This window comes from Streptomyces sp. 2131.1, from assembly GCF_900105515.1.
Taxonomy (GTDB): domain Bacteria; phylum Actinomycetota; class Actinomycetes; order Streptomycetales; family Streptomycetaceae; genus Streptomyces; species Streptomyces drozdowiczii.
In genome coordinates this window covers 99390-126324 of record NZ_FNSY01000003.1, presented here as the reverse complement: position 1 = coordinate 126324, position 26935 = coordinate 99390, and the positions used below count along the sequence as shown (strand labels likewise).

44 protein-coding genes are annotated in these 26935 nt (G+C 69.2%); 23 read left to right on the top strand and 21 right to left on the bottom strand.

Translation table 11 applies throughout. The features are described 5' to 3' along the window. Positions 1–340: 340 nt before the first annotated feature. Positions 341–922, top strand: coding sequence for a hypothetical protein (locus tag BLW14_RS34830; RefSeq protein ID WP_218137718.1), 582 nt, complete (start codon positions 341–343; stop codon positions 920–922). Positions 923–1369: 447 nt separating this feature from the next. Here the strand turns inward: BLW14_RS34830 and BLW14_RS33840 are convergent, their stop codons facing one another. Next, positions 1370–1789, bottom strand: coding sequence for a hypothetical protein (locus BLW14_RS33840; protein ID WP_093711192.1), 420 nt, complete (start codon positions 1787–1789; stop codon positions 1370–1372). An 85-nt stretch (positions 1790–1874) separates the two neighbouring features. After that, complete coding sequence (locus BLW14_RS33835) at positions 1875–2078, bottom strand: hypothetical protein (RefSeq protein WP_093711191.1); 204 nt, start codon at positions 2076–2078, stop codon at positions 1875–1877. Positions 2079–2308: 230 nt separating this feature from the next. Between BLW14_RS33835 and BLW14_RS33830 the strand changes: the two genes are divergently transcribed. Together BLW14_RS33830 and BLW14_RS33825 are read left to right on the top strand one after the other, a co-directional pair. Then, positions 2309–2899 carry a hypothetical protein gene (locus BLW14_RS33830; protein WP_093711190.1) on the top strand — a complete coding sequence of 197 codons (591 nt, stop codon included), beginning with the start codon at positions 2309–2311 and terminating at the stop codon, positions 2897–2899. Next, on the top strand, positions 2899–3141 hold the full coding sequence (locus tag BLW14_RS33825) for a hypothetical protein (protein ID WP_093711189.1): 243 nt from the start codon (positions 2899–2901) through the stop codon (positions 3139–3141). Before BLW14_RS33830 ends, BLW14_RS33825 begins: the two co-directional genes overlap by 1 nt. Before the next feature lie 50 nt (positions 3142–3191). Here BLW14_RS33825 and BLW14_RS33820 read toward each other — a convergent pair whose 3' ends face one another. From BLW14_RS33820 to BLW14_RS33750, 16 genes are all read right to left on the bottom strand, one after another. After that, positions 3192–3689, bottom strand: coding sequence for a hypothetical protein (locus tag BLW14_RS33820; RefSeq protein WP_093711188.1), 498 nt, complete (start codon positions 3687–3689; stop codon positions 3192–3194). A 52-nt stretch (positions 3690–3741) separates the two neighbouring features. Further along, positions 3742–4209, bottom strand: coding sequence for a hypothetical protein (locus BLW14_RS33815; protein WP_093711187.1), 468 nt, complete (start codon positions 4207–4209; stop codon positions 3742–3744). An 81-nt stretch (positions 4210–4290) separates the two neighbouring features. Further along, complete coding sequence (locus BLW14_RS33810; RefSeq protein ID WP_177154265.1) at positions 4291–5427, bottom strand: FtsK/SpoIIIE domain-containing protein; 1137 nt, start codon at positions 5425–5427, stop codon at positions 4291–4293. A 116-nt stretch (positions 5428–5543) separates the two neighbouring features. Then, positions 5544–6317, bottom strand: a complete 774-nt coding sequence (locus tag BLW14_RS33805) for a hypothetical protein (protein ID WP_143052051.1) — start codon at positions 6315–6317, stop codon at positions 5544–5546. 203 nt (positions 6318–6520) lie between these two features. Continuing rightward, positions 6521–6916, bottom strand: a complete 396-nt coding sequence (locus BLW14_RS33800; RefSeq protein ID WP_093711184.1) for a hypothetical protein — start codon at positions 6914–6916, stop codon at positions 6521–6523. Positions 6917–7249: 333 nt separating this feature from the next. Then, on the bottom strand, positions 7250–7426 hold the full coding sequence (locus BLW14_RS34760; RefSeq protein ID WP_177154264.1) for a hypothetical protein: 177 nt from the start codon (positions 7424–7426) through the stop codon (positions 7250–7252). Then, entirely contained in the window at positions 7423–7695 is a 273-nt protein-coding gene (locus tag BLW14_RS33795) for a hypothetical protein (protein ID WP_093711183.1), read from the bottom strand. Before BLW14_RS33795 ends, BLW14_RS34760 begins: the two co-directional genes overlap by 4 nt. Then, entirely contained in the window at positions 7692–8354 is a 663-nt protein-coding gene (locus tag BLW14_RS33790) for a hypothetical protein (RefSeq protein WP_093711182.1), read from the bottom strand. The genes BLW14_RS33795 and BLW14_RS33790 overlap by 4 nt, the downstream gene beginning before the upstream one ends. Beyond that, positions 8351–8611 carry a hypothetical protein gene (locus BLW14_RS33785; RefSeq protein WP_093711181.1) on the bottom strand — a complete coding sequence of 87 codons (261 nt, stop codon included), beginning with the start codon at positions 8609–8611 and terminating at the stop codon, positions 8351–8353. The genes BLW14_RS33790 and BLW14_RS33785 overlap by 4 nt, the downstream gene beginning before the upstream one ends. Continuing rightward, positions 8608–8850, bottom strand: coding sequence for a zinc finger domain-containing protein (locus BLW14_RS33780; RefSeq protein WP_093711180.1), 243 nt, complete (start codon positions 8848–8850; stop codon positions 8608–8610). Before BLW14_RS33780 ends, BLW14_RS33785 begins: the two co-directional genes overlap by 4 nt. Next, complete coding sequence (locus tag BLW14_RS33775) at positions 8847–9113, bottom strand: hypothetical protein (protein ID WP_093711179.1); 267 nt, start codon at positions 9111–9113, stop codon at positions 8847–8849. The genes BLW14_RS33780 and BLW14_RS33775 overlap by 4 nt, the downstream gene beginning before the upstream one ends. Then, positions 9113–9742: a hypothetical protein gene (locus tag BLW14_RS33770; protein WP_093711178.1), complete on the bottom strand. Its 630-nt coding sequence runs from the start codon at positions 9740–9742 to the stop codon at positions 9113–9115. Before BLW14_RS33770 ends, BLW14_RS33775 begins: the two co-directional genes overlap by 1 nt. 99 nt (positions 9743–9841) lie before the next feature. Next, the gene (locus BLW14_RS33765; protein ID WP_093711177.1) at positions 9842–10423 is read right to left on the bottom strand and encodes a hypothetical protein; all 582 of its coding nucleotides are present in this window, start codon (positions 10421–10423) and stop codon (positions 9842–9844) included. A 16-nt stretch (positions 10424–10439) separates the two neighbouring features. Further along, complete coding sequence (locus tag BLW14_RS33760) at positions 10440–11363, bottom strand: hypothetical protein (protein WP_093711176.1); 924 nt, start codon at positions 11361–11363, stop codon at positions 10440–10442. Between the two features lie 84 nt (positions 11364–11447). Then, positions 11448–12038, bottom strand: coding sequence for a hypothetical protein (locus tag BLW14_RS33755; protein WP_093711175.1), 591 nt, complete (start codon positions 12036–12038; stop codon positions 11448–11450). A gap of 76 nt (positions 12039–12114) precedes the next feature. Beyond that, positions 12115–12399, bottom strand: a complete 285-nt coding sequence (locus tag BLW14_RS33750) for a hypothetical protein (protein WP_093711174.1) — start codon at positions 12397–12399, stop codon at positions 12115–12117. Positions 12400–12635: 236 nt separating this feature from the next. Here BLW14_RS33750 and BLW14_RS33745 point away from each other — a divergent pair, with 236 nt between their 5' ends. From BLW14_RS33745 to BLW14_RS33715, 7 genes are read left to right on the top strand one after another with little or no spacing between them, the layout of a single operon-like run. Further along, a complete protein-coding gene (locus tag BLW14_RS33745) occupies positions 12636–13097 on the top strand; it encodes a hypothetical protein (protein WP_093711173.1) in 462 nt (153 codons plus the stop codon). Beyond that, the gene (locus BLW14_RS33740) at positions 13094–13402 is read left to right on the top strand and encodes a hypothetical protein (RefSeq protein WP_093711172.1); all 309 of its coding nucleotides are present in this window, start codon (positions 13094–13096) and stop codon (positions 13400–13402) included. The genes BLW14_RS33745 and BLW14_RS33740 overlap by 4 nt, the downstream gene beginning before the upstream one ends. After that, positions 13399–13728: a hypothetical protein gene (locus tag BLW14_RS33735; RefSeq protein ID WP_093711171.1), complete on the top strand. Its 330-nt coding sequence runs from the start codon at positions 13399–13401 to the stop codon at positions 13726–13728. The genes BLW14_RS33740 and BLW14_RS33735 overlap by 4 nt, the downstream gene beginning before the upstream one ends. Before the next feature lie 2 nt (positions 13729–13730). Further along, positions 13731–14219 carry a hypothetical protein gene (locus BLW14_RS33730; RefSeq protein WP_093711170.1) on the top strand — a complete coding sequence of 163 codons (489 nt, stop codon included), beginning with the start codon at positions 13731–13733 and terminating at the stop codon, positions 14217–14219. Beyond that, positions 14216–14731: a hypothetical protein gene (locus BLW14_RS33725; protein ID WP_093711169.1), complete on the top strand. Its 516-nt coding sequence runs from the start codon at positions 14216–14218 to the stop codon at positions 14729–14731. The genes BLW14_RS33730 and BLW14_RS33725 overlap by 4 nt, the downstream gene beginning before the upstream one ends. After that, positions 14731–15096: a hypothetical protein gene (locus BLW14_RS33720; RefSeq protein ID WP_093711168.1), complete on the top strand. Its 366-nt coding sequence runs from the start codon at positions 14731–14733 to the stop codon at positions 15094–15096. Before BLW14_RS33725 ends, BLW14_RS33720 begins: the two co-directional genes overlap by 1 nt. Beyond that, the gene (locus BLW14_RS33715; protein WP_093711167.1) at positions 15093–16175 is read left to right on the top strand and encodes a tyrosine-type recombinase/integrase; all 1083 of its coding nucleotides are present in this window, start codon (positions 15093–15095) and stop codon (positions 16173–16175) included. The genes BLW14_RS33720 and BLW14_RS33715 overlap by 4 nt, the downstream gene beginning before the upstream one ends. A gap of 36 nt (positions 16176–16211) precedes the next feature. On the opposite strand, the gene BLW14_RS33710 is transcribed toward BLW14_RS33715, so the two are convergent. The 3 genes from BLW14_RS33710 to BLW14_RS33700 form a co-directional block, all read right to left on the bottom strand. Further along, positions 16212–16424 (bottom strand): hypothetical protein, encoded by a 213-nt coding sequence (locus BLW14_RS33710; protein WP_093711166.1) that lies wholly within the window; start codon positions 16422–16424, stop codon positions 16212–16214. Between the two features lie 207 nt (positions 16425–16631). Next, the gene (locus BLW14_RS33705; protein WP_093711165.1) at positions 16632–16874 is read right to left on the bottom strand and encodes a DUF397 domain-containing protein; all 243 of its coding nucleotides are present in this window, start codon (positions 16872–16874) and stop codon (positions 16632–16634) included. Continuing rightward, entirely contained in the window at positions 16871–17704 is an 834-nt protein-coding gene (locus BLW14_RS33700; RefSeq protein ID WP_256333070.1) for a helix-turn-helix domain-containing protein, read from the bottom strand. The genes BLW14_RS33705 and BLW14_RS33700 overlap by 4 nt, the downstream gene beginning before the upstream one ends. Before the next feature lie 393 nt (positions 17705–18097). Here BLW14_RS33700 and BLW14_RS33695 point away from each other — a divergent pair, with 393 nt between their 5' ends. From BLW14_RS33695 to BLW14_RS33635, 13 genes are all read left to right on the top strand, one after another. Beyond that, entirely contained in the window at positions 18098–18649 is a 552-nt protein-coding gene (locus BLW14_RS33695; RefSeq protein WP_093711163.1) for an ATP-binding protein, read from the top strand. After that, on the top strand, positions 18646–19194 hold the full coding sequence (locus tag BLW14_RS33690) for a hypothetical protein (protein WP_256333069.1): 549 nt from the start codon (positions 18646–18648) through the stop codon (positions 19192–19194). The genes BLW14_RS33695 and BLW14_RS33690 overlap by 4 nt, the downstream gene beginning before the upstream one ends. 114 nt (positions 19195–19308) lie before the next feature. Next, complete coding sequence (locus BLW14_RS33685) at positions 19309–19848, top strand: hypothetical protein (protein WP_093711162.1); 540 nt, start codon at positions 19309–19311, stop codon at positions 19846–19848. Beyond that, the gene (locus BLW14_RS33680; RefSeq protein WP_093711161.1) at positions 19845–20306 is read left to right on the top strand and encodes a DUF6082 family protein; all 462 of its coding nucleotides are present in this window, start codon (positions 19845–19847) and stop codon (positions 20304–20306) included. The genes BLW14_RS33685 and BLW14_RS33680 overlap by 4 nt, the downstream gene beginning before the upstream one ends. A 216-nt stretch (positions 20307–20522) precedes the next feature. Beyond that, positions 20523–21194: a hypothetical protein gene (locus BLW14_RS33675; RefSeq protein ID WP_093711160.1), complete on the top strand. Its 672-nt coding sequence runs from the start codon at positions 20523–20525 to the stop codon at positions 21192–21194. Then, positions 21194–21934: a hypothetical protein gene (locus BLW14_RS33670; RefSeq protein WP_143052050.1), complete on the top strand. Its 741-nt coding sequence runs from the start codon at positions 21194–21196 to the stop codon at positions 21932–21934. Before BLW14_RS33675 ends, BLW14_RS33670 begins: the two co-directional genes overlap by 1 nt. Positions 21935–21936: 2 nt before the next feature. Continuing rightward, complete coding sequence (locus BLW14_RS33665; RefSeq protein WP_093711158.1) at positions 21937–22836, top strand: SAM-dependent methyltransferase; 900 nt, start codon at positions 21937–21939, stop codon at positions 22834–22836. Beyond that, positions 22833–23318 (top strand): GntR family transcriptional regulator, encoded by a 486-nt coding sequence (locus BLW14_RS33660; protein WP_093711157.1) that lies wholly within the window; start codon positions 22833–22835, stop codon positions 23316–23318. Before BLW14_RS33665 ends, BLW14_RS33660 begins: the two co-directional genes overlap by 4 nt. 97 nt (positions 23319–23415) lie before the next feature. Next, the gene (gene tgmA / locus BLW14_RS33655; RefSeq protein ID WP_093711156.1) at positions 23416–23712 is read left to right on the top strand and encodes a putative ATP-grasp-modified RiPP; all 297 of its coding nucleotides are present in this window, start codon (positions 23416–23418) and stop codon (positions 23710–23712) included. After that, positions 23712–24677: an ATP-grasp ribosomal peptide maturase gene (gene tgmB / locus BLW14_RS33650; protein WP_093711155.1), complete on the top strand. Its 966-nt coding sequence runs from the start codon at positions 23712–23714 to the stop codon at positions 24675–24677. Before tgmA ends, tgmB begins: the two co-directional genes overlap by 1 nt. Then, positions 24677–25813, top strand: a complete 1137-nt coding sequence (locus BLW14_RS33645) for a methyltransferase domain-containing protein (RefSeq protein ID WP_093711154.1) — start codon at positions 24677–24679, stop codon at positions 25811–25813. Before tgmB ends, BLW14_RS33645 begins: the two co-directional genes overlap by 1 nt. A 70-nt stretch (positions 25814–25883) precedes the next feature. Next, positions 25884–26210, top strand: coding sequence for a DUF6087 family protein (locus BLW14_RS35590; RefSeq protein ID WP_093711153.1), 327 nt, complete (start codon positions 25884–25886; stop codon positions 26208–26210). Between the two features lie 137 nt (positions 26211–26347). Then, positions 26348–26896, top strand: a complete 549-nt coding sequence (locus BLW14_RS33635; RefSeq protein ID WP_256333068.1) for a hypothetical protein — start codon at positions 26348–26350, stop codon at positions 26894–26896. Positions 26897–26935: the final 39 nt, after the last annotated feature.

The following is a 26935-nucleotide window of genomic DNA, read 5'->3' as shown; positions in this document are numbered from 1 at the left end:
TGACAGATATCTCCGGGTCGTTCAGGCACGTACGGCATGTTCGTGCATACGTGCCGACCCTCAACCTTGGTTCGACCGAACCGAAGTTGCGCAACCTCGTTTCGACCGAAACAAAGTCGCACTCCGCCCCGGCCGCGCGCCGCTCGCTCTGCTGTCAGAGGGGTGTTCTACCGTGGACAGCCCACGGCCAGACGCGTACCGCCGTTCGCCGCTGCGCCGGGCGCCCACGCCGCCCGGCGCACAGTCGGCCAAGGTCCTCCGGGGCCCGCGAATGCAGCAGACCGTCCCGGCCCGATTCGCCGGCGGGGAGCGTGGGAGTACCGCCAGGCTGGAGTCGACCGTGCCGAAGAAGCAGTCCACCGCCGCGCAGCGCGCCCGCGAAGCCGTACGCCAGGGCGGCAAGTACACCCAGGCCCTGCGCACCGCCGAAGCCCCGGCCCCCGACGTCACCGAGCCTGACGACGGGTTCGGCGGCCACGAGTTCGAGTACGAGAGCAGCACCGACCTTTTCCGCTGCACCGAGTGCCGGGTCTATGAGGTGGCGGCGCGGAACACCGGCGGGCCGATTAAGCCGTGCACCGGCCTGGTCGGCTACGGAGGCGACACCGAGCGGGTCTACCTGCTGCTGACCGAGAACCCGGACCTCCCGTACCGCCACGCGGCCTTCCTGGCCACGAAGGTCCGCAGTACCGGCATCGGCCGGGCGCCGCGGTTCTCGTGGAGGGACGGGAAGCTACTGGTCGAGTCGGCTCCCAGTGTCGTCGCCGAGCTGGCCCGCCGGATCGAGCTGATCACCTCCACCATCGAGGATCGGCAGGTCCCGGTCGTCGCCTCGGTCGACCACCTCACCGCGGAAGCCGGGCGGGCCGTCCTCTCGGAGAACTACGCGGCCTACGTCGCCGAGTTCGGCGAACCCGCATAGGGGTGCTGCTCGCCGGACAGGGGTCAGGAAACGGTTCGCTCGAACCGTTTCCGACGCTACCTGCCTTACTTGCCTGACAGCGAGTCATGCCGTCTGACCTGCATGAAGTGCCTGCGGACCCTAGATAACCCCAGCCTTCGGGTCCTTCTTCGGCCCTCTCGGCGCTCCACACCCCGGGAAGATGCAGGTCTCTTGCCCTGCGCTCTCCCTGGCCGGGGCATCGGCGGTGGGCTCGCTCATGGACTTCGCTCCTGGTCCGTCATGGACGTACGAGGGCCCCGTTTTATCACGGTCTCATCCCCTCAAGAACTCATCCCATCCCATCTCATCCCATCTCGTTTAGGGTGATGAGTTGGGATGGGATGAGATGCATTGGTCCAGGGAACGCCCGAGGGGGCCGACGGAAGATGTCCGTCGGCCCCCTCGGTTCTTGGGGTGACCCCTGGGTCAGGCGGTCGGGTACGAGCCGGTGACCGTGATGATCTCCGCCTCCGCAGCCCCCTCGGCGTCACCGTAGAGGTGATCGACGTTCAGCAGCGCGGCGCCGTTCGAGCCGCTCGTCACGCGCAGACGGTCGATCTTCGAGCCGTCCGAACCGGCGGCGATCATCGCCTCACCGGTCCACACGCCGTTGTCGGCGTCGCGACCGTCGTACTCGAGGTTGAAGGTGTAGCGGACGCCCGGTACGGCCGGAACCGGCAGCGTCATTCCGAACCCGGCGCTGGACGCCGCCTGGGTCTCCTTCTTCGCCACGAGCGTCCCGCTGAACGTGCAGATGCCGTTCGCCGACACGTACTTGCCGGTGCCGGTCGTGCCGTCGACGCCGGCCACGTTGGTGAGCTTCGGGGTCCAAGAGGTTGCAGTCATGCGCACTTCCTTCGTGCTCGGGGTCGCTCCCCCGGGTGGGGCAGCCAGCGAAGAGTGCGCGATGCGGAACGTTAGTGTCGCGACCTCACGAATAAGCCTTCTGACCTGCGGATTCATCTCCCTCCGGCTCCCAGCGGTAGACCTGGGTGTCGGTCTCCTTGTCCTGGGTCAGGACGTACGCCCCGGTGCCCGCTGGGGAGCGCATGTCGATGCGGTCGATGAAGTCGTCTGGCGCTGTGCCGCCGTCGAACGGCCCGCCCACGTACTGAAGTTGCTGCAGTTCAGTCATGCCGGAAATCTAGCGGTATGCATGGGTATACGGCTACGCTGGCCCCGCATCACAGTGTGGAGACACGCCGCACAGACCGCCGACCCGCTACCCACGCAGCGACGGCACCACGGTCGAAGGCTCGCCGGACACTGCTACCGGCACCCGGGTACACCCCGGCGAGGGCCCGTGACGGTCGCCCTTGCCCTGATACCCAGGCGGGCAGCGTGGGGCCTGCCTCGGAGACTCACATGTCACGGCACGTCAGCAACGACCTCAAGCGCCGCGCTCGCGAACTGGCCGCGCGGGAGGAAATCCCGTACAGCGCTGCCCTCGCGCGGCTCCGCACCCTCCGCGACACGCCCGCCCGGCCGACGGACACCGCGGCAGGCAACCCCACCCGGTTCCTGCTCCCCGAGTACCTGTACGTCCCCCTCGCCGCCCCCGACCTGGGCGACGCCCGCCCCTGCGACGACTGCCAGGGATCGGGCCTCGACGCCGAGGGGCGCGCCTTCGCCCAGCCGTCCGACGGTGGCCGGCCCCCGCTCCTGGTCGAAGTCGTGTGCTCCAAGTGCGAAGGCTGCGGCCGTGCTGAGCACGCGGAAAACGGTTGCGGACATCCGCACACCGACCCCGACATGGATGACGGCCTGTACGACGAGGACGAGGACGAGGAATCGCCCTGCTACTCGTGCGCCGGGCGGGAGTTTAACTACGTGCAGGCCGTGGTCTCCGACGACCAGGGGGAGCCTGTCGAAGCCATCTACCTGCGGCTACCGTGCGGCTGCACCGCAGACCGGATGCGCGTCATCCTCGGCGACCTGATTGAGGTGGCCGGCTGATGGCCCAGATCCGCGTGATGAGCGACGACGAGGGAGAGGTCACCGCCCTCTTGGAGACGCTGATGCCTCTACTCCGGGCGCACCCCGCGTTCGTGGCGAGCGGCACCCGCGTACTGGGCAAGCGCGGCCCCGGCGAACGCGTCGTGTTCGAGCTCCTCCTCGCCGACCAGCAAGACCCCCAGGTGACCGTAGAGCGTACCGACCGGCCCGCCCCGGGCCGAAGGGGGCTCCCCCGCCCGTAGAACGCCGCAGGGGCCCCGTACGGTGCGTACGGGGCCCCTGCGCGAGTTGGTCAGCTCCCAGGCGGGATGACCTGGTGCGCCCAGGCCGGGAACGTCGTGGGCGCTGAGGGGTCGATGCCGATGCTCATCACGTCGGCGAAGTCCCTCCCCACCGTCACCGGCACGTCCCTGGAGTACGAACGGATCTCCCCGGCCAGCATCAGGCCCAGCCACGGGGGAAGGTCCGGGCCGAGAACCCCCTCCGTCAGCTCCGCGTACTTCGTATCGACATCGTGCGGTACGGGATCCCGCAGGATCACCACCTTTGCCCGGCCGTCGTACTGCTCAGTCGACGTCGTCGCCCAGAGGTCGCTCACGGGAACCTCGCCCAGGACCATCGACGCGTGGCTGTACGGCATCATCTGGTTCTCGATGCGGTGCAACGAGGTGACGGCCGGGATGCTGCCGAGCTCCTCCTTGAACTCGGCTCCGAGCACGAAGAACGGGGTGTCGTGCGGCATCCCCATCACTGCGCCAGGCATCACGAACGTCGTGTAGTGAATCGGCATGGGCGGAGCCTAGAGCAGCCCACCGACAGTGCGGTGCGAGCTGCGGAAACTGCTACGCGACGGGGTTCTCGTCCAGCCAGTCCGACAGGTCGTGGGCGGAGCCGAGGACGTCGTCCCGGTTCGTCATGCTCGCGCCGCCGGCCGGGACGCCCTTGTCCTCCCCCACCGCGATGCCGTCCTCCATGGTGTCGATCAGCGCGTACGCCTTCGACCAGAACTCCGGGCCGGTCTTCTTGTCGGCGTTCGCCGCCTTCCGCAGGTCGCGTGCAGGCTTCATGAGCGCCTGCATCTGCTCCCAGCACGTCCCCGGCGCCTGCTCGAGGCAGCCGCCGTCCGCGTCGAACTTCTCGACCGCGGCCTGGAACGTGGTGGTCGCCTTGCCCACGCTCAGGACCCTCGGCGTCGGCTTCGCGGCCGGCTTCTCGGAGTCCCCGTCGCTCGAGCTGCAGCCGCTCGCGGCCGCCACGGTCACGGCCAGGACCAACGCGCCGACCGTCTCCCCCCAGATGTGTCTCCCCATGACGCGGGATCATCGCACGCCGCGCCGACACGGACACGACAAGGGCCCCGGCCGGCGGCCAGGGCCCTTGGGTCGGCAGGGTCACACACGCGTCGAGGAGCGGCCGCCCCACCGGTTGTTGTTCGTGATGTTCACCGTCTTCCCGGCCCGGCTCGAGGGCGACATCTTCCAGGCCAGGAGCAGCAGCGCAATCGCGGCCGCCGCACTGCCCACGCCCGTCATCGCGCTGACGAGCTGACTCGCCCCGGCGAGGAACCAGCCCTTCCCGTACGCACCGGTTCCCATGATCATGTTGATGGGGGTCGGCTCGTTCACCGGCAGGCCGATACGCGTACCGAACTGCTGCCGCGTGTCGGTGCCCTTGCCGCCGAACGCCTGCTCGCTCGGCGACTGGGTCGCCGCGACGATGCGGATGCCCATCGCGCGGGACACCTGCATGAGCGTCATCAGCTCGGAGACGACGTCGGGCGCCTGGCGGAGGAGCTCGGCGAGCTCGTCGATGATCAGGACGATGTACTTGCCGTGCTCGCGGGTCCACTTCTTGACCCGCTCCCCGTTGGGGCCGCGCAGCGTCGCCAGGTACTTGCCGCGCCGCGTCATCTCGGATCGGAGCCAGACCAGGACCTGGCGGGCGGTGTCGGCATCGTCGGCCAGGGCCACCATGTTCGGCTGCCACGGGCCCAGCTCGAGCGCGCCGGGCTTCATGTCGATGCCCGCGATGTCGACGTCGTCGCAGGCCACCAGGTTCGCGGCGAGGACGTTGACAGCCCCCGACTTGCCCTTGTTCGTGCCACCCGCGATGAGGACGTGCCCGTCGACCAGGTCGACCAGGATCTCCGTGCCGTCGGGGTAGATGCCGATCGGGATGGGTTGTTCGATCGAGCTGACGCGCACGCCCGGCCACGGGATCCCGTCTCCGGCGAGCGGGTCGGCGGTCTGCAGGCGCACCATCAGCTGGTTGGCTTGGGGGCCCTCGGAGAGGCGCAGCCGGCCGGGGAGGTCGAGGTTCGCCTGGAGCTGCTGCCGCTTGGCGATGACGACCTGCGCGGACGTGTTCTTGCCCGGCGGGAGCGTCACCATCGCGTACCACCCGGTGTCGGTGAACACGATTCGGGAGACGTCGGCCGCGGGCACGCCCAGGGCCACCAGGGCGCGGCGGAGCGCCGTCTCCTCCTCGGTGTCGCCGGTAACGCCGGCCTGGCCGATGTTGACGCCCATTCCGTCCGGCAGGGGCGCAGTCTTAATCGCAGGCGGTCCTTGGTACGCAACAGGGCCCGCCACCTCTTTCGGTGGCGGGCCCGTGCGGCGTTCTCCGGGGCGTCGTGTGGTAGCCGTCATGGCTTCGGCGGGCGGCCCGGGGCGCCGGGGCGAGATTCGAGGTTGGCCAGCACCGTTGACAGGTGCCAGACCGGCTCGCGCCCCACATGATCGTCTGCGGCGGGGGCCTGCCCCCGTGCGACGTAAGCGGCCCAGGTCTTCGCCTCGACCCCGGTAATGGCGGCGGCGCCGGCGGTGGACACGTTGTCGATCCGCCGTTTCACTGCGGCGACGGTCTGCTCGGTCCAGCGGGCGATACCGGTAGGACTCATACCGTGCTGGTAGAGGTGGGCGAGGTAGCGCCAGAGTGCGATGGCGTACTGGCGTCGCAGGTCCTTGAGCTCCGCCTCTTTGGCCTCGACTTCGGCGACCAGCGCCAGGTCCTTCGGCGTGTGGTGGCCCTCCTTGACCCGCCGATAGAAGTGGGCCCTGAGGTCGTCGTTCTTCGCGATCAGATGCTGGGGGTCGCCGAAGCGCTCGATCTCGGCTCGTCCTGGCTCCAGGTACCGCTGTCCGTGGGTGGCGATCAAGTCGCGCTGCAAGGCTGCGGCTGCCTTCTGCACTTGCGGATCGTCCAGATCGGTGGCGCCTTCGATCCGTGTGCGGTTGACGTGTTCACCGTCCAGATAGGACCGGAGCTCAACACCACGGCGGAACGTGGCGGGGTTGCCCGGCCCGGCCCATGTGTCCTGGAGCCATACCACGGCGGTGCCTTGCTCGTAGCCGAAACCCTCCATGCGGACCTCGATGTCGGCAGGGGCGAGAAAGTCTGAGAGCTGAGGAACAATCACGAAGGCATAATTACAGTCGTGGACTGTAATTACAAGCGTTCGGCATCGGGTTGCCTCTGCGCACCTGCTTCGGCGGAGGGAACGACACTTCGAGCTTCACGAGGTCCTCGTGCCGATCCGACCGGCCGATCGCGTCGACCTGGCAGTGCAGCGTCATCGGGGGTTGAGGAACATCCACGCCAGATCGTGCGCTACGGCCCGATCTACAGCGGCGGAGCGACGGTCCCGGCCGCGAACTTCCTGGCCTGGCTGAGGGCGTAGGAGCGGAAGGCGGCACCGGCCTCATTCGTATGCTCAACCGTGCGGAATCGCTGCTCGTCGAATAGCTCCTGGCCCTGCCAGGGCTCGACGCAGCACATCAGGTCGTTCCATTCGTTCCGCAACTGGACGACGGTGTCGTGGTCATGGTGTCCGGCGGCGGTGAGCTGTAGCCGGGTGCGGATTCGCTCACCAAGGGAGTGGGCGACTGTGTACAGGCTGAAGGCGAGGTTCGCGGCATGGCTGCCCGCCTTCTCTGCCCGAGCGTGTTGGGACACGCAGGCGAGAGCGGCATTGACATCGTCTTGAGTGATGTCGAGAACGTACCGGAGCGCGGCCATGGCTCCTCCTCGGTTGGCGACAGTGACACCAGACTGGGGGCTGTCGAGAGCGCGATGGGGGCGACACCCCGAAGAAGGGCCTTGCCGCAGATAACGGGGTCGCTTCGCGCACTCTCAGCCAGGCGTAGCCACAGCCGGTGTTACCGGTGCCGCAGATATCGGCGCATTATCTGCGGCACCGGTGATCACGGAGCGTACAGCCGCACGATCTGACGCCGATGTTCCTCGACCCCCTCATCGTGCGCCAACCCTCAAGAGGCAACGTGGACGGCAACTCGCCCCCGAGCAGCTCGAACAGCTCCTCGGGGGCGAGCTCGTGGTTCCCTGGGCGCGTCACCGCGGCTCCTCAACGGCTTCCGCCACCAGGAGCTCCGGCGTCGACGGGCGCGGATCAGTGGCGGCCTCGAACACGAACTCGATGTAGCCGACGCGCGTCCAGTCGTCGGCCGAGGTGGTCGGGGTGCCAGCGGGAGCCAGGAACACGGCCGCGCGGCCAGTGGCAGTAGTCACTCGGTCTCCCCGTTGTAGATACGGATCATCCGTACAGCCTTCTGCCTGCACGGATCGCACGTCTTGACCCGGCGGTCGCCGGTGCCGCATATCGCCGCGGCGAGAGCGTCGGCGGCGCCGGTGGAGGCGATGCGGAGCAAGACCTGGCCCTTCCGGCGGCAGGAGTCGCATGCCCGGGTCTTCCCGGGCCGGTTGTTCTCGCCGCACGCGACCAGGGCCAGGCGCTGCTCGAGCTCGGACAGGGAGGGGGCTTCGGCAACGGTGGTCATCGATTGCAGTCCTTCGGGGCGCGCGACTTGTGGTGGGCGATGGTCTGGAGATCCGTCCCTACTTGCTCGTACGCGGTCATCTCCTGGCATGCGGTGCAGCGGTAGGCGATGAACCGGCGGAAGGGGACGGTCGTGGACGCCGGGTGCCCCTGGCGGCCGCCGGCCATCTCGCCGGGGCCCGCGTCACCGCACCACTCGCACGACGGGTCATGGTGAGTGATAACGGGGGCCGCGGTCCACCTGGACCAGGTGATCGGACGGCCCGCGTGCGCAGCGGGCAGAGGCGCCTCGGCGTACGTCACCGGGGCCGGCACGGCGCGCAGGTGCCGCCCGCGCGGGTCCGGCGCGGCCGCGGGAACCGGCAGCTCCTCGGCGACGCCGGCGGGGACGATCCGGGGCCTCGGCGGCTCCGGCTCACCGCGAAGGGCGCGCAGGCAGGCCGGGCAGATAGACGACTCGGTGACCGGGCCGTCCCACGGCCGTACGCCCGGCGCCTGTTCGGCGTCAGGGGCGCACTCCAGAGGCACGGTGAAGACCGGCACGGCGGGGGCCGCCACGCCCTCCCCCGCAATGTGCAGCACGGGGCGGCCCGCGGCGCGCACGACCATGCGGCCGGACCACTCCGGTGCGGCCGGGGCCTCGACTGCGAGGGCGGTCACTTCGGCTCACCTTCCTCGACCAGGTGGAGAGCGCCGGCGACGTCGGCCCACATGCTCGCCATCGCCGCGGCGGTCCCGCGCTCCCGCTCGCTGTCCTCGGCCTTCTGGTACCAGGCGGCGGACTCGCTATGAGGGCCGCGCCGCTCAGCGACCGCGGCACCTTCCGCCCGTCGGATGCTGGCCATGCTGAACGCGATCTCGGCACGCTCGGCCCACTCGACGGCTTCCTGCGCGGCCTCGGCCGCCGTGCGGCTCATCGGGCGTGTCCCACGAGAAGCGGGACCAGGCCCTCGGGCTTCGGGTTCTGCAGGTACAGGTCCCGGCGGGCACCGTGGATGCTGCGCCGGGCGAGGCAGAGCACGCCGGCCGGGACGTGGCATGTCGGGCACGGCACCGAGTAGGCGCCGTGCCGGAAACGGGCCGCGGTCTCGTGCGCAGCCTCGTATGCGGAGTCCGCGGCCGGGGAGGAGATGAAGGGGGAGAGCAGGGCTATCACGCGCGGCCGCCCTTCTTCGCCGGGGGCGTGTAGGGCTGCCAGGTGATCGTGCCCTCCTCGACGCGCCCTGAGGCCCGGGTCTTGCCGGTGTCGTCGTTGCGGAGGAGGTTCTCCCAGAAGGTGACCCGGCCCTGGGCGGCGGCCGCCTTCCCGTACGGGCCCTCGTACTCCGTGTGGGCCGTGCCGCCCTTCTCCGGGATCTCGGTCCATGTGATGACCGCCCGATAGACGGCGCCGTGGTCGGCCTTGATGTTCCGTGCCATCACGCACCGCCCTGGGCGGACGGGGGGACGGTGATATCCGGGCGTGCGTCCTCGCGGACCGCCTTGTCGAGCTGGTACAGCCACAACCCCTCGTCGTTCGGGATGGGCGACCGCCGATACTGCGCCTGGCCACGGCCGGGGGCCGCTGTGTCTCCCCACGCAATCGGGAGCGTGATGCTTTCCGCGGGGCCACGGCCGTTCCGGACACCGGGGAAGCGCAGTACAGCGCCTCGGTACGGGCCAGCCGTGAACCCCACGTAGAACAGGGAATTTGCCTCCACCCCGCTTGCCAACCCTTCCCCCAGTTCCTTGGCCCACTGGATGACCTCGGGGGCGGTCGGTGTCGGATCGAAGCCGAGAACGGCGCGCAGCGCGGCAACGGCGGCGAGCAGCTCGGTGTAGGCAGCGATGGGGAACTTGTCGTCCCACCGGTCGCGCAGGAGGGAACAGGCGGCCTTGTCGGCGACCTCGGCAAGTTCGATATCCAGGTCGCCGCGGGAGAGGTAGGTGCCGCCGCGCTTGTAGGCGCCGCAGGCCAGGTTGAGCAGGTGCTCGCGGCTCACGGCCGGCGGGATGGGCGTGCCGTCCGGGTCGTAGACCTGGAGGGACAGATTCGGCGTGGTGCTCACGGAGGGGCATCTCCTAGCGAGGTACGGGAGGGCGGGCCAGCCCTCAGTTCCAGTACGTCTAACCGGCGATTCCTGTTACGGTTTCTGCGTTTCCGCTGGTCAGCGGCCCGTAAGTTCAACGATCACGAGGGACATGCGGGCGTGTCCGGACTCCACGGGCTCCCCCATGACGGGGTACGGGCCGAGCAGATGCTCGGCGTCGTCGTCCGGCAGCAGATGCCGGGCCTTCGGCTGCTCCGGGTTGGGAGTCACCAGGCCGTCGACGTACGCCTTCACGGTCGGGCTCCAGTTCAGGGGATCCCTGGACCGCTTGATGCTCCGCGGGTGCAGCACGAAGAAGATCGCCGCGCGCTCCAGACGGGGGACGCGCATGGGCGCGATGAGGCTGGTGGCGTCCGCGCGGAGCCCCTTCCGAATCCGGTGCTCCACCCTCCAGTTCGGATGCCGATCGTTGCTGGTCAGCATCTTCTCGGCGTACGGCATGAGCAGCACCCAGTGCCGCCCGGGGGCGGGCAGCATGGCGAGCAGCGGCTCGACGTCGGGCACCGGCGGCGTGGCCGGCAGACCCGGGTACGCGGGCACGGCCTTCTTCCGCGCGGCCTTCTTCTTCGGCGCCGCGGCAGGGGCGGGCGCCTGGCCGCGGCGGCGTGCCATCAGGGCGGTGTACTCCGCCGCGGTCATCCTGGCAACCATGGGATCAGCCCTCCAGGGCGGCGGTACCGGCGTCGGTCAGCCGCCAACGGTGCCCCCGGCTCCCCAGTAGCGTCGCGCGGTACTCGTCGGTCTCGACCGTTGCCCACCCCTTCGTCTCCACGCGCATCACCGCGGCGTCGACCTTCCGCCCGAGCCGGCCCCCGGCCGTGCCGTGGCTGCGCTGGCTGGTGTCGCGGATGGTGGGCTGGCCGCGGCCGGGGCGCATGGTGAACACCGCGCCTGACCGGATCAGCCGCAGCGTGGCGGCCTCTCCGGGCGTGGGCGGGGCCGGGGCCTCCAGGGTGCGCACCAGGCCCGCGTACTCGATGCAGCGCTGGCAGGTGGGCGGCAGGTCCACGAGCGGGCCGCCCAGGACCAGCGGGTTCGTACGGCCCGGCGTCTCACACAGCGCGCGGCCGGGCGAGTGCAGCCGGGACCGTCCGGACCGCAGGTAGACGGGTGCCGTGACGTGCCGCAGCGACCCCCTGACCCCGGAGTGCCGGGCGTTCTCCTGCACGCTGAACGTGACCGGCGCCGACGCAGTGACCAGGGCCCAACGCCGCTTCTCCGCCTCCAACTTGGCCGCGGCCTGCGCCTCCCGCTCCCGGCGGCGCGCCTCCTCGGCGGCACGCGCCTGAACGATGCTCTCTGGGAGCTCCGGCTCGAGGCCGCGCTCGTCGGCGACCAGGAGCGTGAACCCGTCCAGGGAGGGCGCGTGACGCAGGCCGGGGAAGGGGCGGCCCAGGACGGCCGTGCACCAGTCGCCGCCGCGGCGCTGGATCACGTCCTCCATGCGGGCGATGCTTCGGCCGCCGATCGGCCCGGCATCCCTCCCCCGGGCCTCCGTCCGGACGTCCTCGTATTCCGGGTACGCGGGTTCGGGGTCGGGATGCGGGAGCAGGGCAGTCACGACGATGCGACGGGACATCGAGGGGTTCCTCTCTTCGGGTTACGGCGGTGCTCTCCGCCGCGCGGCGCCGCGACGGACGCCGGGGGACTACGTACGGTGAGGTCAGGACTTGCGCGCAGGTTCGGCCCGGACGATGGCGAGGGACTGGATCAACAGGTCGGCGTCGGTCCGCGGGTCCTCGCGCCAGTGCAGCGCGTAGGCGCCGGAGACCACCGGGCCCTCCACGTTGTGCAGCGTGGGGTGCCTGTCGATGGCGCGCTGTTCCCACCCGTCGGCCGGGAGGGTGGCGCCGCCAACTCCGTTGTCAGGGCAGGTGATTACGACCACGCGCTCCGCGATCTCCGCGGTGAATCCTCCGGCGTACGCGAACCGTGCCGGGCGTGGCGCCGGGTCCTGGCGAGCGGACCGCGGCTTGTGCGGACGGTAAGGCCCGCGGGAACCTCCGCGCGGCACGGGGTGCTGCCGGATCCACTCGCGGCCGCGGTCGGTGAGCTTCACGGGGGCCATGTCGTCGCCACCGTCCGTGACGTACCCGTTGGTGGTCAGCGGGTAGAACGAGCGCTGATTGACGACGTACTCGGTTCCGGAGAGTCGGTAGCGGAGCCGGGGCTCCACCTTGAACTGGGCGCCGGTGTCGCCGGCCTCCGCGATGGTGCGCAGGAGGGTTTCGACAGCGGGCGTGAACTCGGGCATGCGGATCTACTCCTCGGCAGGGCTGAGCGGAGAATCGTTCTGAGCGAAGAATCGAACGCGTCGAACAGCCGGGTTGTTACGCCTTCACCGGCAGGATGGCGTCGATCGATGTGTCCCAGGCGCGGCCGAACCACCGTGCTGCGTTGCCGAGCCGGCCGGGGAACGCCTGCGCCAGCAGAACGCCGGCGGCGAGCGTGAGCGTGAGCGCCATGTGCGCGAGGAACCAGCCCACGACCGCGAAGACAACTCCGGCCAGTACGCCGAGAGTTGCGACGGTGGGCGAGACGATGGCCGGATGCGCGACGGCCAGGAGGCCGAGGGCGTACGCGGCGAGCTTCAACTTGCCGAGCCAGTGCGGCATCGGGGTGCTCCCTCTTCGTGGTTTCAGGCGGTGCTCTCCGCCTTCGAGGAAGACTCTACGGGGTTACCCGTAAGTAGCCGACAACAATTCGGATTGTTGTCGGTAGTATTCCGTGCGCCAGACTGCCAGTCAGCCACCGCGCGGAAGACTTCAGTGCCCAGGTCAGGGCGCCGACGACTGAAATCTCTGATGAGGGCCGACATCAGAACACCACCCCGGCATCGAGGAGCGCGCCCATGAGCCACGAGGACACTACCGACGACGAGCTCGCCAAGTTGTTCGGGCCGAACTGGCACGAGGACGCTACCGACGACGAGCACGCCAAGTGGTTCGGGCCGAACTGGAAGGCCGCGAAGACCGTCCTCCAGCAGGCGATCGACCTCACGCAGGAGCAGGCAGAGAAAATCGCCGACTGCGCCCCGGGGCCGAACTTTGACCTTGACCTGGAGGTAGCCCACGAGGCGGTTTCCCAGGCTGGGCTTGTCGATTGGAGTACCACTTGGGACGCGTGCGATGAGGCCGCCGACCACGTGTGGTCGAGGGGCGGCGCGTTCTGGGACGCTCACGACGCGTTCTGCGGCGCTCTCACGGCGGCCATCGCAGGAGACTGCGTACCCGAGACGACACATCGGGACTTGATGCGCCCGTGGCTCACCGTCTTCACCGCCTTCGCGTACGACACTGAGGAGATCGCGTGACAGCTGAGGAAGTGGAGCGACTGCTCCAGCAGGGGCTGCGGGGGGCAGCCGTGACCGAGCCGCTCCCGCCGGGCGCGATCAGCGCAGGCAAGATCCCCTCCGACGCCATCCAGACCGGCGACGTCCTCGAGGACATCCGCAACCGGGAGCCGTACGCCGTCGAGGCCGTCATCCTTCACGCGCTCTCAGAGTTCAGCATGGGCATGGCCCCCATGGGCAAGGAGCGAGCCCGCGAGTGGCTGAGCCTCTACCTGCAACAAGTCGCCGAAGGCCGCTCCCCCGTAGACCCCGGAGTGCACACATGAACCACGACGAAGACTTCGACGACCCCGCGGCCGCCGAGTACCAGAACCAGCGCCGCCAGGCTGCTGACCTGGACTACATCCGCCGCTACTACGCCCTCGAGCAGCGCCACGGCATCCGTGTCGCGATCGACGGGCGCGTATGCAGCCACGGCCAGGAGGGGACGATCGTCGACACCTCCGGCCAGTACCTGATGGTCCAGTTCGACGGCGAGGAGCTGCCGGCGCGACGCCATGCCACCTCGAACATGGAGTACGCCACGGCGGCCGGCTGGGTCGCCGCAACACCGGTCGCCGACCCGTGCGCCCGCGTACCGCAGGAGGCGTGACGATGGATCCGAACACGATGTACTCCGTCGACCTGTCCGGCCCGGCGTCCGACCTGGACCTGGGCATGCAAGCGTGGATAGACGACCGCGACAGCATGCCCCGCATCGTCTTCGCCGCCGAGCAGCGGCTCGAGACGTTCGGGACGGACGGCAGCGCCGGGCCGGACCCGTTCCTGCACGGCCTCCGTACGGACGGCTGGGCGGAGTTCAACGACTTTCCGGGGTGGGCGAACCGCGCCCCCGGGTGGTCCGCCGTCCTCGATGTCGCCACCGACGAACTGATCATGTGGAATCCCGACGGTGTGCCCTTCTACCAGGGCACCCTCAACAGCTCGAGGACCTGGCGCCGCAGCGCCAAGAAGAACAGCATGTTCATCGCGCTCGCCGGGGACATCACCGACCCGCACGGAATCGCGGACGCCGTGGACGCCGGCCGCATGTACGCGCTGGTCTGCCCCATCACCGTGGCCATGCCGGGGAGGGGCCAGTGACCGCCGTCGACGAGCAGACCGGACTCGCCTTCTACGAGTTCATCGACGCGCGCCTCGACGAGGAGCTGCGCACCAAGTACCCGACGACGGACAGCACGCCGGCCATGGAGGAGTACCGACAGAAGTACTGCGCCGCGAAGAAGGAGCACGACGACCTGGTCGACGCGCTGCACCGCGGCGACCAGGAGCAGGCGGCAGACCTGCTCTGGGGGCTCCGGAACCAGGCCTCCCCGTGGAAGGCACATGCCGACTACCCCGAACCGATCTCCGACGGCACCATGCCGTGCCCCGTCTCAGCCCCGGAGACCGGGCACCCCTGCGTGAAGCGGATCCCCAACGGGTGGGCCGCGGCCGAGGGGCACGGCGGCGGGCACTTCTGGCAGGCCCCGAAGGCAACCGAACTCCAGAACGCCGGCGCGCACGTCGACTACCGCACCCTGCTGTCCGGCCAGCCGGCGGCGTACCACCTGCCGGAGGACTGCACACCCGACTGCTGGAAGTGGGGGGACTGATGAAGCTCCGAAAGCGACGTGCGAGCGACCTGGGGCCGAGACTGTGGCCGGGCGCCGAGATCGAGACGGACCCTGACGTCGTCGAGCGGTACGAGGAGGCGCCGGACCTTCCTGGCCCCATCCAGGCCGTCGGCCCGGCGGGCGGGCCAGTGGCCGAGGCATGGTGCCCGCAGTGCCAGGAGGCCATCAACGAGATGTTTCAGGACAACATCATCGCCGTCTCCCCCATCACCGTTGAGACCCCGCGAATCATGTGGCCGGGGCACCAGACCATCGCCAGTCTCATCACGCTGACCCCGTGCGGGCACGCCTTCCGGGCCGTCGACGGCCAGACCATCGCCGAAGTCCGGGAGCCGGCCGCGTGAGCATCCACAACGACGACGAGGTTGTCGACGCCGAGCTCGTCGAGGACGGGGAACTGCTGCCCGCCATCAGCAGCCGCAATCGCAAGCTCAACCCGGAGACCGCTCAAGCTCTCAAGGAGGCGGCAGAGGAGGGCTCTGCTCCCCGACGTACGGCAATGAACGGGTTCGAGAAATGGTGCGCAGAGCAGAATCTTCCCGCAATCCCCTGTGACACGTTCACGTACACCGAGTACGGCCACCACCTGATCAAAAAGGGCCTGAAGGTATCAACGATCAAGAACTACATGTCGTTGATCAGGACGTCGATGCCGCCTGGGCAGCAGCCCGACAGCAGTCTCTACCTGCTACTTCTGCGCCAGTACCGGAAGAAGAACAAACGGGCCCTACGCCGGAAGGAAGCCTTCCCGATCACGTTGCCGTACCTGGTCCCGATGATGGAGAAGGCCGAAGCAGATGGCCGCCCGATCGGTTGGCGTGACGCCGCTATGCTCGCCTTCGGCTACCGATTCCTCGGCCGGTCGATCGAGGACGTCACCCTGGACATCGAGGACCTGACGATCACCGACACGAAGGTCTTCGTGTGGCTGGCGGAGGACAAGACCCACAAGAACGAGGAGCAGACGCTAGTCCTTCATGACCGCCCGGACCTTCAGCTCGTCTTCCGGCTGCGCCGCTGGCTCGACTACCTCGCAGAGCAAGGAATCACGTGCGGGCCGTTGTTTCGGGAGGTTCTGCGGAGCGGCAAGGTGGCATCGCAGGAGACCAGAGCGATGAAGACGCGTAAACGGGAGCCGGAGCACGTTGACTACCTGCGGCCGCAGACGGTCAACGAGCGGGTGAAAAAGTGGTTCAGCGCGGCCGGCCTTGTGACCGACGGCCGCCCTGTCTCCTCCCACAGCCTCCGCGCCGGCGGCGCCACCGACCTCGGCGAGAACGAGGCGACCGACGAAGAACTCGAGACAGCCGGCCGCTGGGCAAAGGGTTCCCGCATCCCCCGTGAGCGGTACGTACGCCCGGCCAAGGACGCGGCGCGTGACATCTTCAACAAGGTCCCCGTGCACACCCCGCCGGTCGACTAAGCCGCGGCCGCTGAACACCACCGCCTTCCGGCGCTGTCACACCTCGGAGGCGTACACCTTCGGCGTCCGGCACTTGCCGCCCTTTCGCCGCCGGTGCGAGATAGCGACGTGCCCGACATGCTGACGGTTGGAGCCGCTATACCTGTCGCCGCATGTTTTGCAGTGCCAGCGGTAGACCTTCGAGCGGGGGAGGGCGTCGGGCTCGCGGTTGGAGATGATCGCCTCGAGCAGCAGCTTCAACAGGTTCATCGCCGTTTTCCTCGTCTGGGTGGCCCGCGTGTGCAGGATCTGCGAACGGACTCGCAGACATGGGTGACAGCCGAACAAATTTCGCATGCCAGACCTACACTGGGCTCCGTCTCGCGCCGTTCATGCCGGTGCCGGGTGGTAAGGACGATGGCGGTCCCCCCCAACGTGTCTGAGGGGGACCGCCATGCCTATGCGTTGCGCTCCTGATCAGGCGCGCGGGTCGAGAACACCCTCACGGACGCGGGTCACGAACGTGGACCACGACGTCTTCGGGAAGTGGAGCGCGGGGCCCGTCTTGTCCTTCGAGTCACGCACGCCGACGGCGGCGACGTTGGCAACTGCCTCCAGGTCGGCGGCCTCAACGCAGTTGCCTTCCGCGCCGCTGCTGTAGGACGACTTGAACCAGGCCTTTTCCGGCGCCAGGTCGGTGGACTTGCGAATACGGTTCACTTTGTCAACTTTCGTTTCAGGTCCCGGTGGACCTCGTCAATAAAGGTTGGCGTCTCGTTGGGTGCGAGCGCCGCGGCCCGCAGGCCTTCGAACCTGCGGGTGTACTTGCCGACGTCGGGCCTCTTGTCGGTGATGCTGGCCTGCCCGCCGGGCTGGTCAGCCTGGACGATCTTGCCCAGCGGTTCGCCCATGTCCAGCAGTGCGAAGTTCTGGCTGGCGCGGTATCCGGTGGACGCCGCCGGCAGTATCTGCACGGTCACGGTGTCCAGGGCGGCGAGACGCTTGATCTCCTCGAACTGCTCAGCCATCACCTCGGGGCTGCCGATCGTGCTGCGAAGAACCTCCTCGCCCATGATGACCCACAATTCCCGCGGGTCTTCCTTGGTGATGAGCGATTTGCGCGCCATGCGGACTTGGACGTTCGCGTCCATGAACTCAGTGGTCGTCTCGTCGATGGACTTCGCGGACAGCAGCAGCTCGCGTGCGTACCGCTCCGTCTGCAGGAGGCCAAAGACGAGAGACGGCTGCCACGCCGCGATCGACAGGGCGTCAGCCTCCATGCCCACGTACTCGCGCATGCCCTTCGGCAGGTGCGCGGAGTACGGCACCCACCAGCCCTCTCGCAGGGAGTCCCGGTGGATGACGAGGAGGCTCTCCACGACCTCGGAATCCTCGACCTCGTAGTGGGCAAGGAGCTTTTTCAGGTCGCCCGGGTTCGGCAGGCTGGTCCTGCCCTTCTCTACGCGCCACAGCTTCTCGGGGGAGAAACCCAAGGCCACGGCGACATCTTCGCGCCGCTTCCCAAGGTCCTCCCTCATCCTCGTGAGCACCTTGCCCAGGTGCACCCGCCTGCTCGTCGGCCCCTTCGGTGCGGCCACTCGTCATCCCCTCTGTCGTGCCGAGGCACGCGCCGATCGAGTTGGGTCAGCTCATACCCGAGCCCGGTCCGTGCTTCCCGGAGTCCGGTTCGAGCCTCCCCAAGTGCCCCTTGACCCTGCTCGAGTTGGAAGTGTGCCACCCCAAGTTCGCCTTGCACAGCCAAGAGTCCAGTGCACTGCATATGCCATTCGTCGTGAAAATTGCATGCGGCGTTGCATATCAACTGTGCCATGCAACACAGTAGTTGAGCCACGGCGCAGCGTGACTAACAGCGGTCGGCGTTCCGACTTCGCTATGCCTCCAGCCGTGTGTGTCCCCTCACCAGGCCGTCCGGAGGTTTCGGCATGACATCCCGTGCGTTCGCGCAGCAGGAAGGCTTCCGGACGGCCCTCGAACTCTCCATCGAGCGGCACCCCGACCCTGATGCCGGCGGGCTCTCCGCCTCGGACGCCGCCTGGCCGAAGCGCCTCCGGCGTATCGTCCGGGCGAGCCTGACCTACTACGGCCGGCCCGACCTGGTCGACACGGCGGAGCTCATGCTGACGGAACTCGCGACGAACGCCCTCCGCCACGGCAAGGGCTGCGAGATCGGCGTCCGGATCTTTTTCCGGGATGACCGACTGGTGATCGAAGTCGACGACGGCTCCCCCGCCCGCCCCCAACTCCGCCACGCGCAGCCCGACGACGAAGGCGGCCGCGGCCTCTTCCTCGTCGAGTCCCTGGCCGCCGAGTGGGGCGTCAGCCCGGACGGCACCACCACCTGGTGCCGCCTTCCCTTGCTTGAAGGACCCTCCATGATGCCGCTCCCCCCCACGGTCTTACGCGAGGCGCAATCGGCCCTCCCGGCCGAGAACCGCGTACGCACCACCCTGCGCCCGGGCCTGGTGGCACCATGACCATCCTCACCCTTCCGCCGGCAGTCGCCGAGATGCCGACGGCCGCCGAGATCACCGGGCGCCTGGACGCGGCTGCCGGACCGGATCGCCAGCCAGCCGCTGACATGGCGGATCTCGCCGCCCGCCTACGAGCCCTGCTCAGCGTCCAGGCGCAGCGGCAGACGCGCTTGCAGTTGGGCGGCGGACTGTTCGACGTCGTCATCACCGGCGCCAACGGGGCCGCCGAAGCGCTGGAGCGGATGGACGTGCAGCAGGGTGGGTGCGGGCCGGTCATCCAGGACCCCGCCGGATGGTTGTACTGGCTGGTCCCTCCGGGCACGAGCCATCGTTGGGCGTGGCACTCGTACGCGGTGTGCCTCGGCGCTCCGCACACCCTCACCGTGCCCCCGCTGAACCGCAGCGCCCCGCCGGGCCCGTTCTGGCTGCGCCCGCCGCGCAGTGACCGGCTGGTCCCTGCCGATCCGCTGCGCCAGGCGCTGATACAGGCCCGGCCCGAGCCGGCCCCCCACCGCGACCTCGCGGCCCGAATCGGCTCGACCCACTGACTCCGTGCTCGCCGACCCCACCCGTCTCCCCGGATGTCGGCGAGCACGGGCTGACCCCCTGGTGCCGGGCTGCCGCCTCGGCCCCGGTACCAGGGGCCCGTACTGGAGAATTCCGTGCTGGAAGCTGTACCACCCGATGAGATCGCGGACGGTTGGCCGGACTACGGCCAACCGCGGATGCGGCAGACCGACGAGGCACGCCTCGCGAACCTTCGCCGGAGCTACCTCACAAGTGCCCTGGCCGCCATCCCGGCGAGCCGGACCGTCAGCGTCGCCACGTACGTCCTGGCCGAGCCGGGGGTCGACGTGGAGGCCACTCATGCTGCCCTCGTGCGGTTCGCCTGGACGCGGGACTGGGGCGTTTACCGCGTCCCTTTCATCGAGTACCCCGCCGCCAGCATCAGGCCGCCCGGCAATGTGGAGCGGCCGGAGCTGGACGCGGCCTGCCAGGCCATCAGCCGCGGCTTCGTGCACGGGATTCTCACGACCACCCGAGCGGCCATGCCGGCCAGCAGCTTCGCCTACGAACACCTGCTGCGCCGACTTGCTGAACGGCTCGCGTTCGTCGCCTTCCTGCCGTTGGCCTGGCTCCAGCAACCGCCACTGTCCCTACAGCCTCCGAATTCGACCACTGTTCCGAAAGGCGCCACATGAAGTTCGAACGCGTTGCTCTGCTCGCCCTCACCGCACTGGCCGGTGCCTGTCTCGTCCAGCGCGATCGGCACCACCGGCAGCTCCTCGACGTCGCGACGGCTGACCGCCAGGAGCGGGCGATGGACCGGATCATGGCCAACCCCGAGCTGGCCGAAGCGTGGAAGCCGGACGACATGAGCGCTACGAAGTACGTGACGCTGATGAGCGCCAATCTGGCGCTGGGCACGCACTCGCTCCGGCACCGGCTGGGCGTCGATTCGACCCCCCAGATGCGTTTCTACGCCGACCTTCTGATGCGTACCAAGTGCGTGCGTGACTACTGGCAGCGCTTCGGGTCTGTCCGGGAGTCGGAGGCTGTTCACGGCGAGCGGCATCTCGGCACCGTTAACGACGCCCTCACGGTCGCCTACCGGTCCGTCCAGCGTGAGCAGAAGGACTCCAGCGCCATGGCCAGCTGACCGACCCGCATGCCCCTGAGAGGGCGTGCCATCAGACCCGGGGGCGTCCGGGAATCCTGCCTTCTGGCTGGGCCGCATAGCGAGTGTGCCCGGGTCAGAAGACACCCGGGAGCGGCGCGCTTGCGCGCCCCGGCCGCGATCCGTGGGGGGGTATGCGGCCGGCCCCGATCCTCACCTTCAGTGCCGTGACCGTCACCGACCATCAGGGACAGCACCGTGACCATCACCAGAGCGCCGTACATCATCCCGTGGGCGGGCGAGATCACCTTGCCCGAACCGCTGATGATCACCCCGGGGGGCGTTTTCTACGTCGATCCCCGCGTGGATCAGCGACACAGGGATGACGACAGCGTGCTGTGGGAGGCATGCGGCGGTCAGCAGACCGGACCCCGTATCTACGCGCTGCTGCACCCGGGCCGTCAGCCCGAGGCGATGCGGTACCTGCTCTGCGCGACGTGCGGCGGCCCTGCGAGCCGGAACGCCGACGGGATGCTGTGGCTGATGCCGCTGCTGGCCGGACCACCGGCCGAGGGCACGACGTGGGAGGGCGTGCAGACCAACATCCCGCCCTCGTGCGAGCCGTGCGCGGACAAGGCAACGAAGGGCTGCCCGTGGCTGCGGGGCGGGCATGCCCGGCTGCGGGTCCGGGAGGCCGAACAGATCGGTGTTCGCGGCACCTTGTACCCGCGCCCTGGTCAGCCGGGACCGGCTCAGGATGACGCCCTGGTCCTCTACGACTCCCCCGACACCCAATACGTTGTGGCGCGGCACGCCGTCCGGGAACTGTCCCGGGTCTTCGTCGAAGCCGTTTTCACCACCACGCTCACCCCCTCCGGCACGGCTTGCCCGTACGCCGGCGTCGCCTTCGCGGACCGGGTGAGCGCCTGATGGATGGGCATGCATTTCCTCACCTGACCAACGAAACTGGCTTCGCTGCCACCGCAGCAGCGGCCGCGCGCGACCTGGGTCTGGTACTTGAAGTAATTCGCCCGACCTGCGTGCACTATGTCGAGCAGCACAGCGGCGGCGGTGCCCATGTGCGCATCCATTACGTGGCCACACCCGATGACGAGCTGCCGGCCGGGTGGGCGTGGGCGCTCGGCGACGTGAAGCGCACTCTCGCCGAGAACGGCATCATGACGGGGGAGTGCCGGCGTGAGCCCGGCCCGCGCCTCGGACTGAATCTCACCCTTCCGGCAACGAGCGACGTACGCCGGCTTACGGCCCTGATCGAATCCGGGATGACCGACCTGGAGCGCGCCGCACTCCACCTGACCCGGGCCCTCAACGAGGCCGGTTTCAAGGCACAGGCGGCCGTCGAGGACGAAGTGATCCAGCCCCTCGCCCTTCACGCCGACGAAGCGCTGTCCCTGTGGAAGCTGCTCCGCGGCGCCCCCGACAAGCCCGCCCACATCGACATCTCCACCCTCCCGGGCCTCGATCAACTCGCCCGCGATCTCATGCAGTTGCTCGACCAGGTCCTTGACGTGCTGATCGAGGCGAAAGCCGGGTGCGACAGCTGCTTCAAGCCGGACCGGGTGATCTTCGGCGAGCTGACCGCGGACGAGGCCCAGGCCCTGGCCGCTGTCGTCTCGCCCGCGTTCACGACCACACGATTGGGGACCTGACCATGAGGGAAAGCACCGACCTGCGTACGGCAGGACCCGACGAGGGCACGTTCTACACGGTGCCCTGGGTGCCGGCGACTCCGGTTCCCCGCCCGCGCCTCGACTGGCACGAAACCACCACCAGTGCACGGCTGGGCAGGTCACTGTTGCGGGGCAGGCCCGAATTCCCGTCGGACGCGAAGGTCATGAGTCGACTGTCCGAATTCGACCTTTCACGCTTGCGGATGGCGGCGACGGTCCAGGCGCACCACAACGGCCGGGTGACGAGCCATCTGGCCCGGCGCGGCATCGACCAGTTCCTCGACCTCGGATGCGGCTATGACTGGACGGTCCCGTGCGTCGAGACGTTGCAGTCGTACGCGCGCAGGGTCCTGCCCGCCTGCCGGGTCGTCTCTGTCGACATCGACCCTGTCGTCATCGGCACCAGATACGGTGCGGAATTCTCGGACGAGGAGACGACCGTCCAGGGCGACCTGCGCCACATGGAAGTGCTGCTCACCTCAGATCAGGTGAGCAGCGTGCTGGACCTGTCCCGGCCCGTCGCGATCCTCCTGCACGACGTGCTGCCCTGCCTGAACGACGCGGAGGCCGTCGACGCTCTGAGCGTCCTGCGGGACTGGGCGCCCGCCGGGAGCGCCCTGTCGATCACGCACGCCACTGACCTCGCACCGGTCACACCGTCCAAGCTCACGCCCCTGCTGCGCCAAGCAGCGGACCTCACCTACATTCCGCGCCCCTGGGCCGCGGTGAAGGATCTCTTCGGTGGGTGGCCGCTGCTGGAGCCGGGCCTCGTGCCCACCGCGCGGTGGTCCCCCCAGATGGGCGACCTGCGCGACTGGGCCTCGGGCGCGTACGCGGGCGTCGCAATCAAGCCGGCCGCCAGCACGGCAGAAGCGACATGACCCGGCGCAAGGCCCCCGGGCCTCCCGCGAAGGGCACCCTCGGGCGCGCGGTCTATGACGACCTCGCCGGCATGCTCGCGGACACGGACCAGTACCCGCCGGGCACCCGGCTCCCGTCCTACATGAAGCTGCGCCAGCGCTACGGCGTCTCCCAGGGCGTCGTGTCCAGCGCGATGGAGTCCCTGGCGTACGAGCGTCGCGTGCGTATCGGCCCGGGCGGAGTTGTCGTCCTGGGCAAGAAGCCCATGCGAGCGCAGCCCCCGACACCTTCCCCCATTGAGAGGGCCGTGCGGTCGCGCATCGTTTACGGGGGGATCAAGCCGGTACGGCTCTCCGTGGGTGCGTTGGCCGACGAGTTCAAGGCCAGCCGCGACTCCGTGCGTAGCGCGCTCGCTCCTCTGGTCGCGGAAGGGCTCCTAGTCGCCGTGCACGGTACCGACAGCTACGTGTCGGGCCGCCGCTCACCGGAGCCGTCGCCCTAGTCAGGGCTCCCACAGTCTCCCGACGCAGGGACGTCACCAACTCGTGCCCCGCGCCGGGGTGCACCACCCCATCCAGTTCACTGAGAAGGAGAAAAGAATGGCCAGCACGTTGCTTCGCGAGGCATTCCCCCTCGCGCCGGCCGGGGGCCGTACCCCGGTCAGCGCTGAGCCGCCGTCGGCGCCGGAGACCCGGCCCTGGGGCCTGCGCTTCGCCCGCGTCCCCGACTCCACCAACGCGACCGTCATCCCGGCGCACTCCTACGACCCCGCCCTCCAGGTCAGCATGGCCTCCGACGGGGGCATGCTGACCGTCATGGCGGGCACGCACTCGCCGACGGTCCCGGACGGCAGCACCACCAATCCGCCGCCGCTGGACGAGGGGCCCAAGGACTGATGGCCGCGCCCGTCCTGATCATCGCAGCCTCCGATGACCTGCCCACCGACAAGGTCGTCGCGGAGCTGGACCGCCGCGGCGTCGAGGTGTTCCGCATGGACACCGCCGACTTCCCGCAGCGTCTGGCCCTGGCCGGACGGATCGACCAGGAGCGTGCCTGGACGGGCGAGCTCATCACCGAGCACCGGATAGTGGAGATGTCCCGGGTCGGCGCGGTGTACTACCGCGCCCCCGGGGCGTTCCGGTTCCCTGAGGGGATGTCCGGCCCGGAGGAGAGATTCGCCGCGTATCAGGCCCGGGGCGGCCTCGGAGGCGTCCTGTCCGCGCTGGACTGCCGATGGGTGAACCACCCGACGGCCATGGCGCGCGCCGAGTACAAGCCCGTGCAACTGGCTGTCGCACGCGCCTGCGGGCTCCGTATCCCTGCCACGCTCATCACCAACCGACCGGACGAGGTCAGGGCCTTCGCGCAGGAGACCGACGGACCAATCGTGTGCAAGCCGATCGCCTCGCCCGTCATCATCGAGAACAACGAGCTCAAGTCCGTCTACACCCAGGTCCTGAAAGCTGGAGACCTCGAAGACCTCCGCGGCATTGAGGCCACGGCCCACCTGCTCCAGGCGTGGGTGGATAAGGCGTACGAGGTGCGGCTGACCATGGTCGGCGGCCACGCGCTCGCCGCCGCCATCCACGCCGGCAGCGACGCCGCACACAAGGACTGGCGCAGCGACTACGGCGCGCTCACCTACGAGACCACCACAGTGCCCGAGGATGTTTTCGCCGGGATGCTCCGGCTGATGGAGCGCCTTCAGCTCCGGTACGGCGCGGCCGACTTCGTGGTCGGCCCCGACGGGGAGTGGACGTTCCTGGAAATTAATCCGTGCGGCCAATGGGACTGGATCCAGGCCCACACCGGCCTGCCGATCGTTGAAGCCATCGTCGACGACCTGACAGGAGATCACTGATGCAGTGGAGGCCGCACGCCGCCGCGCTCGCGGCGCAGATCGCCCACCCCGGCTCGCCCTGGTGGACGCCCCTGCACGAGACGCCCCGGCACCAATTCGTCCAGCGGTGGCTCACCGCCAGCCCGCAGGGATGGACCGCAGTCGACGGCCCGGCCGACACCGCAGCGTGGGCAACAGCCGCCTACTCCAACACCACGCTGGTGACCCGGGTCGGACCCGTCCACGCCGACCACATCGAACCGGGCCAAATCGTCACCGGGAACCCCACATCGTCATCCACCCTCCCCGGACTCGTCCTCACGATGCTCCAGCACGGGCGGCTCACCCCCGGTGTGCGGCTGCTCGACCTCGCCACCGGCTCCGGATACAGCGCCGCCCTGGCCTGCCGGCGCCTCGGCGACGACCTGGTGACCACGCTGGACATCGACCCGTACCTCACCGCGGCTGCCACTGAACGGCTCGCCCGGATCGGCTGCACCCCGACGGTCGTCACTGCGGACGCCGGAGCCGAAGAACTGCCCGGAACCTTCGACCGGATCGTGTCGATGGTCTCGATGCCGCGCATCCCCGCCTCGTGGCTGGCAGCGCTCGCACCCGGCGGGCGCCTGGTGACCACGATCGCGGGCACCGGCCTGATCGTGACCGCAGACAAAACCGAAGACGGCGGCGCCCAGGGACGAGTCGAGTGGGACCGCGGCTCGTTCATGACCACCCGATCCGGTGACGACTACCCGCCCGGCCTGAACGAGGTGTTCGCCCAGGCCGTTGACCAGGAGGGCGAGAAGGTCACCACTTCGCCCTTCCCCGTGCTCGACGTCATGCAGGCATGGGAGGTGTGGTCGATGCTGTCCCTCAAGGTGCCCGGCATTGAGCACCGCACCGGCACCGGCGACGACGGCAGCCGCATGACGTGGATGCTGCACAAGGACGGGTCCTGGGCGCGAGCGACCACCTGGCCCGGCGAGCAGAGCGCGGCCGTGCACCAGTCCGGCCCGCGCCGCCTGTACGACGAGCTGGACGAGATTCGGTGGTGGTGGGTGCAGCACGGGGAACTTCCTGTATACGGCGCCCAGGTCACCATCAGCCCTGACGGAACGACCACGTTGTCCCGCGGGGGGTGGACGGCAACGTTGTAGCGTCCGCCGCCGGTTCCCGCCACTCTGCCGACGCGGCAGACTGAACGAGTCCACAAGGAGGGAGCACCCCATGGATGACGAGCCTCTGGAGCAATGGGCAGAGCGCCGCGAGCGCCGCCGGCCTGCCCGCGGGGAGCGCAGACTTGCCCCGCTCGGCGACCAGGCCGACCGAGGAGCTCACGTCGACCCGGCCATGCCGCGCGGCATCCAGGAATGGGACGGGTTCCAATGGGTTCCGGTCGGCGTCGCCGAGGACTTTCCGACCGGTGCGCAGGAGGCTGGAGAGGACGCATCAGATCGGGCCGGCCGAGTCCCTCTTCCCTTGTTCAGCAAGCTCCCCCCGATGCCGGAGCCTTGGCGGCCGACCGAGGTGTTCCGCCGCCCCGACTCCGCCTGACCCCCTCCCCCACTGCGCCCCCGAGCCTCCCCCGCTTGGGGGCGCAGCCGTTGGGGTGTAACAGATCGCGGCCGTTGACGTTCCGGGAGTGAAGGGGGTTGCGCTTTATGTCAACCCCGCAGTGATCCGGAGGAACGGTGACGACCGCGACAGCCCCCCTCTCGCCCGAGACCGGCCGCTCCCACCTGCAGGAGAGCCTTTTCGCCGGGCTTGAGCCAGAAGCTCCATCCGCACCCGCACCCGTCAAGGCCCCTCGGCCGGCACCTGAACCCGCCCCCGAGGCGGCGTCCGTCGCGCTGCGGGAGTCCGACATCGAGGGCGCCTCGGCCAAGCCCGAGCCGGAGACGGACCTCTCCCACGTCTGGGTTGTGGCCGCCACGATCGAGGTCACGCCGAAGGTCGCGAGCGTTGCCGACTACCGGGGCAGCTTCAAGGCCACCGAGGGGCAGCGCATCGAGGCCCTGGACGTGTACTGCGATGGGTGCCGACGCCCGTACGACGAGGTCAAGGGCGACGACTGCGCCGCCAAGATCGACAACACGCACCTGATCGGCGGCGACCAGACCAAGCGGGCCAAGCGCAAGGTCCCCACCCCGCCCGCGAACGCCCGAATCATCTCCGGCGGCACCATCAACCGGCGCGGCATCGGCGCCTACATGTCGGGGGTCTCCCGGCCCCCGCGCTGACCACGCGACGTTAACGCCGCCCGCCGTTCATGGTGCGCG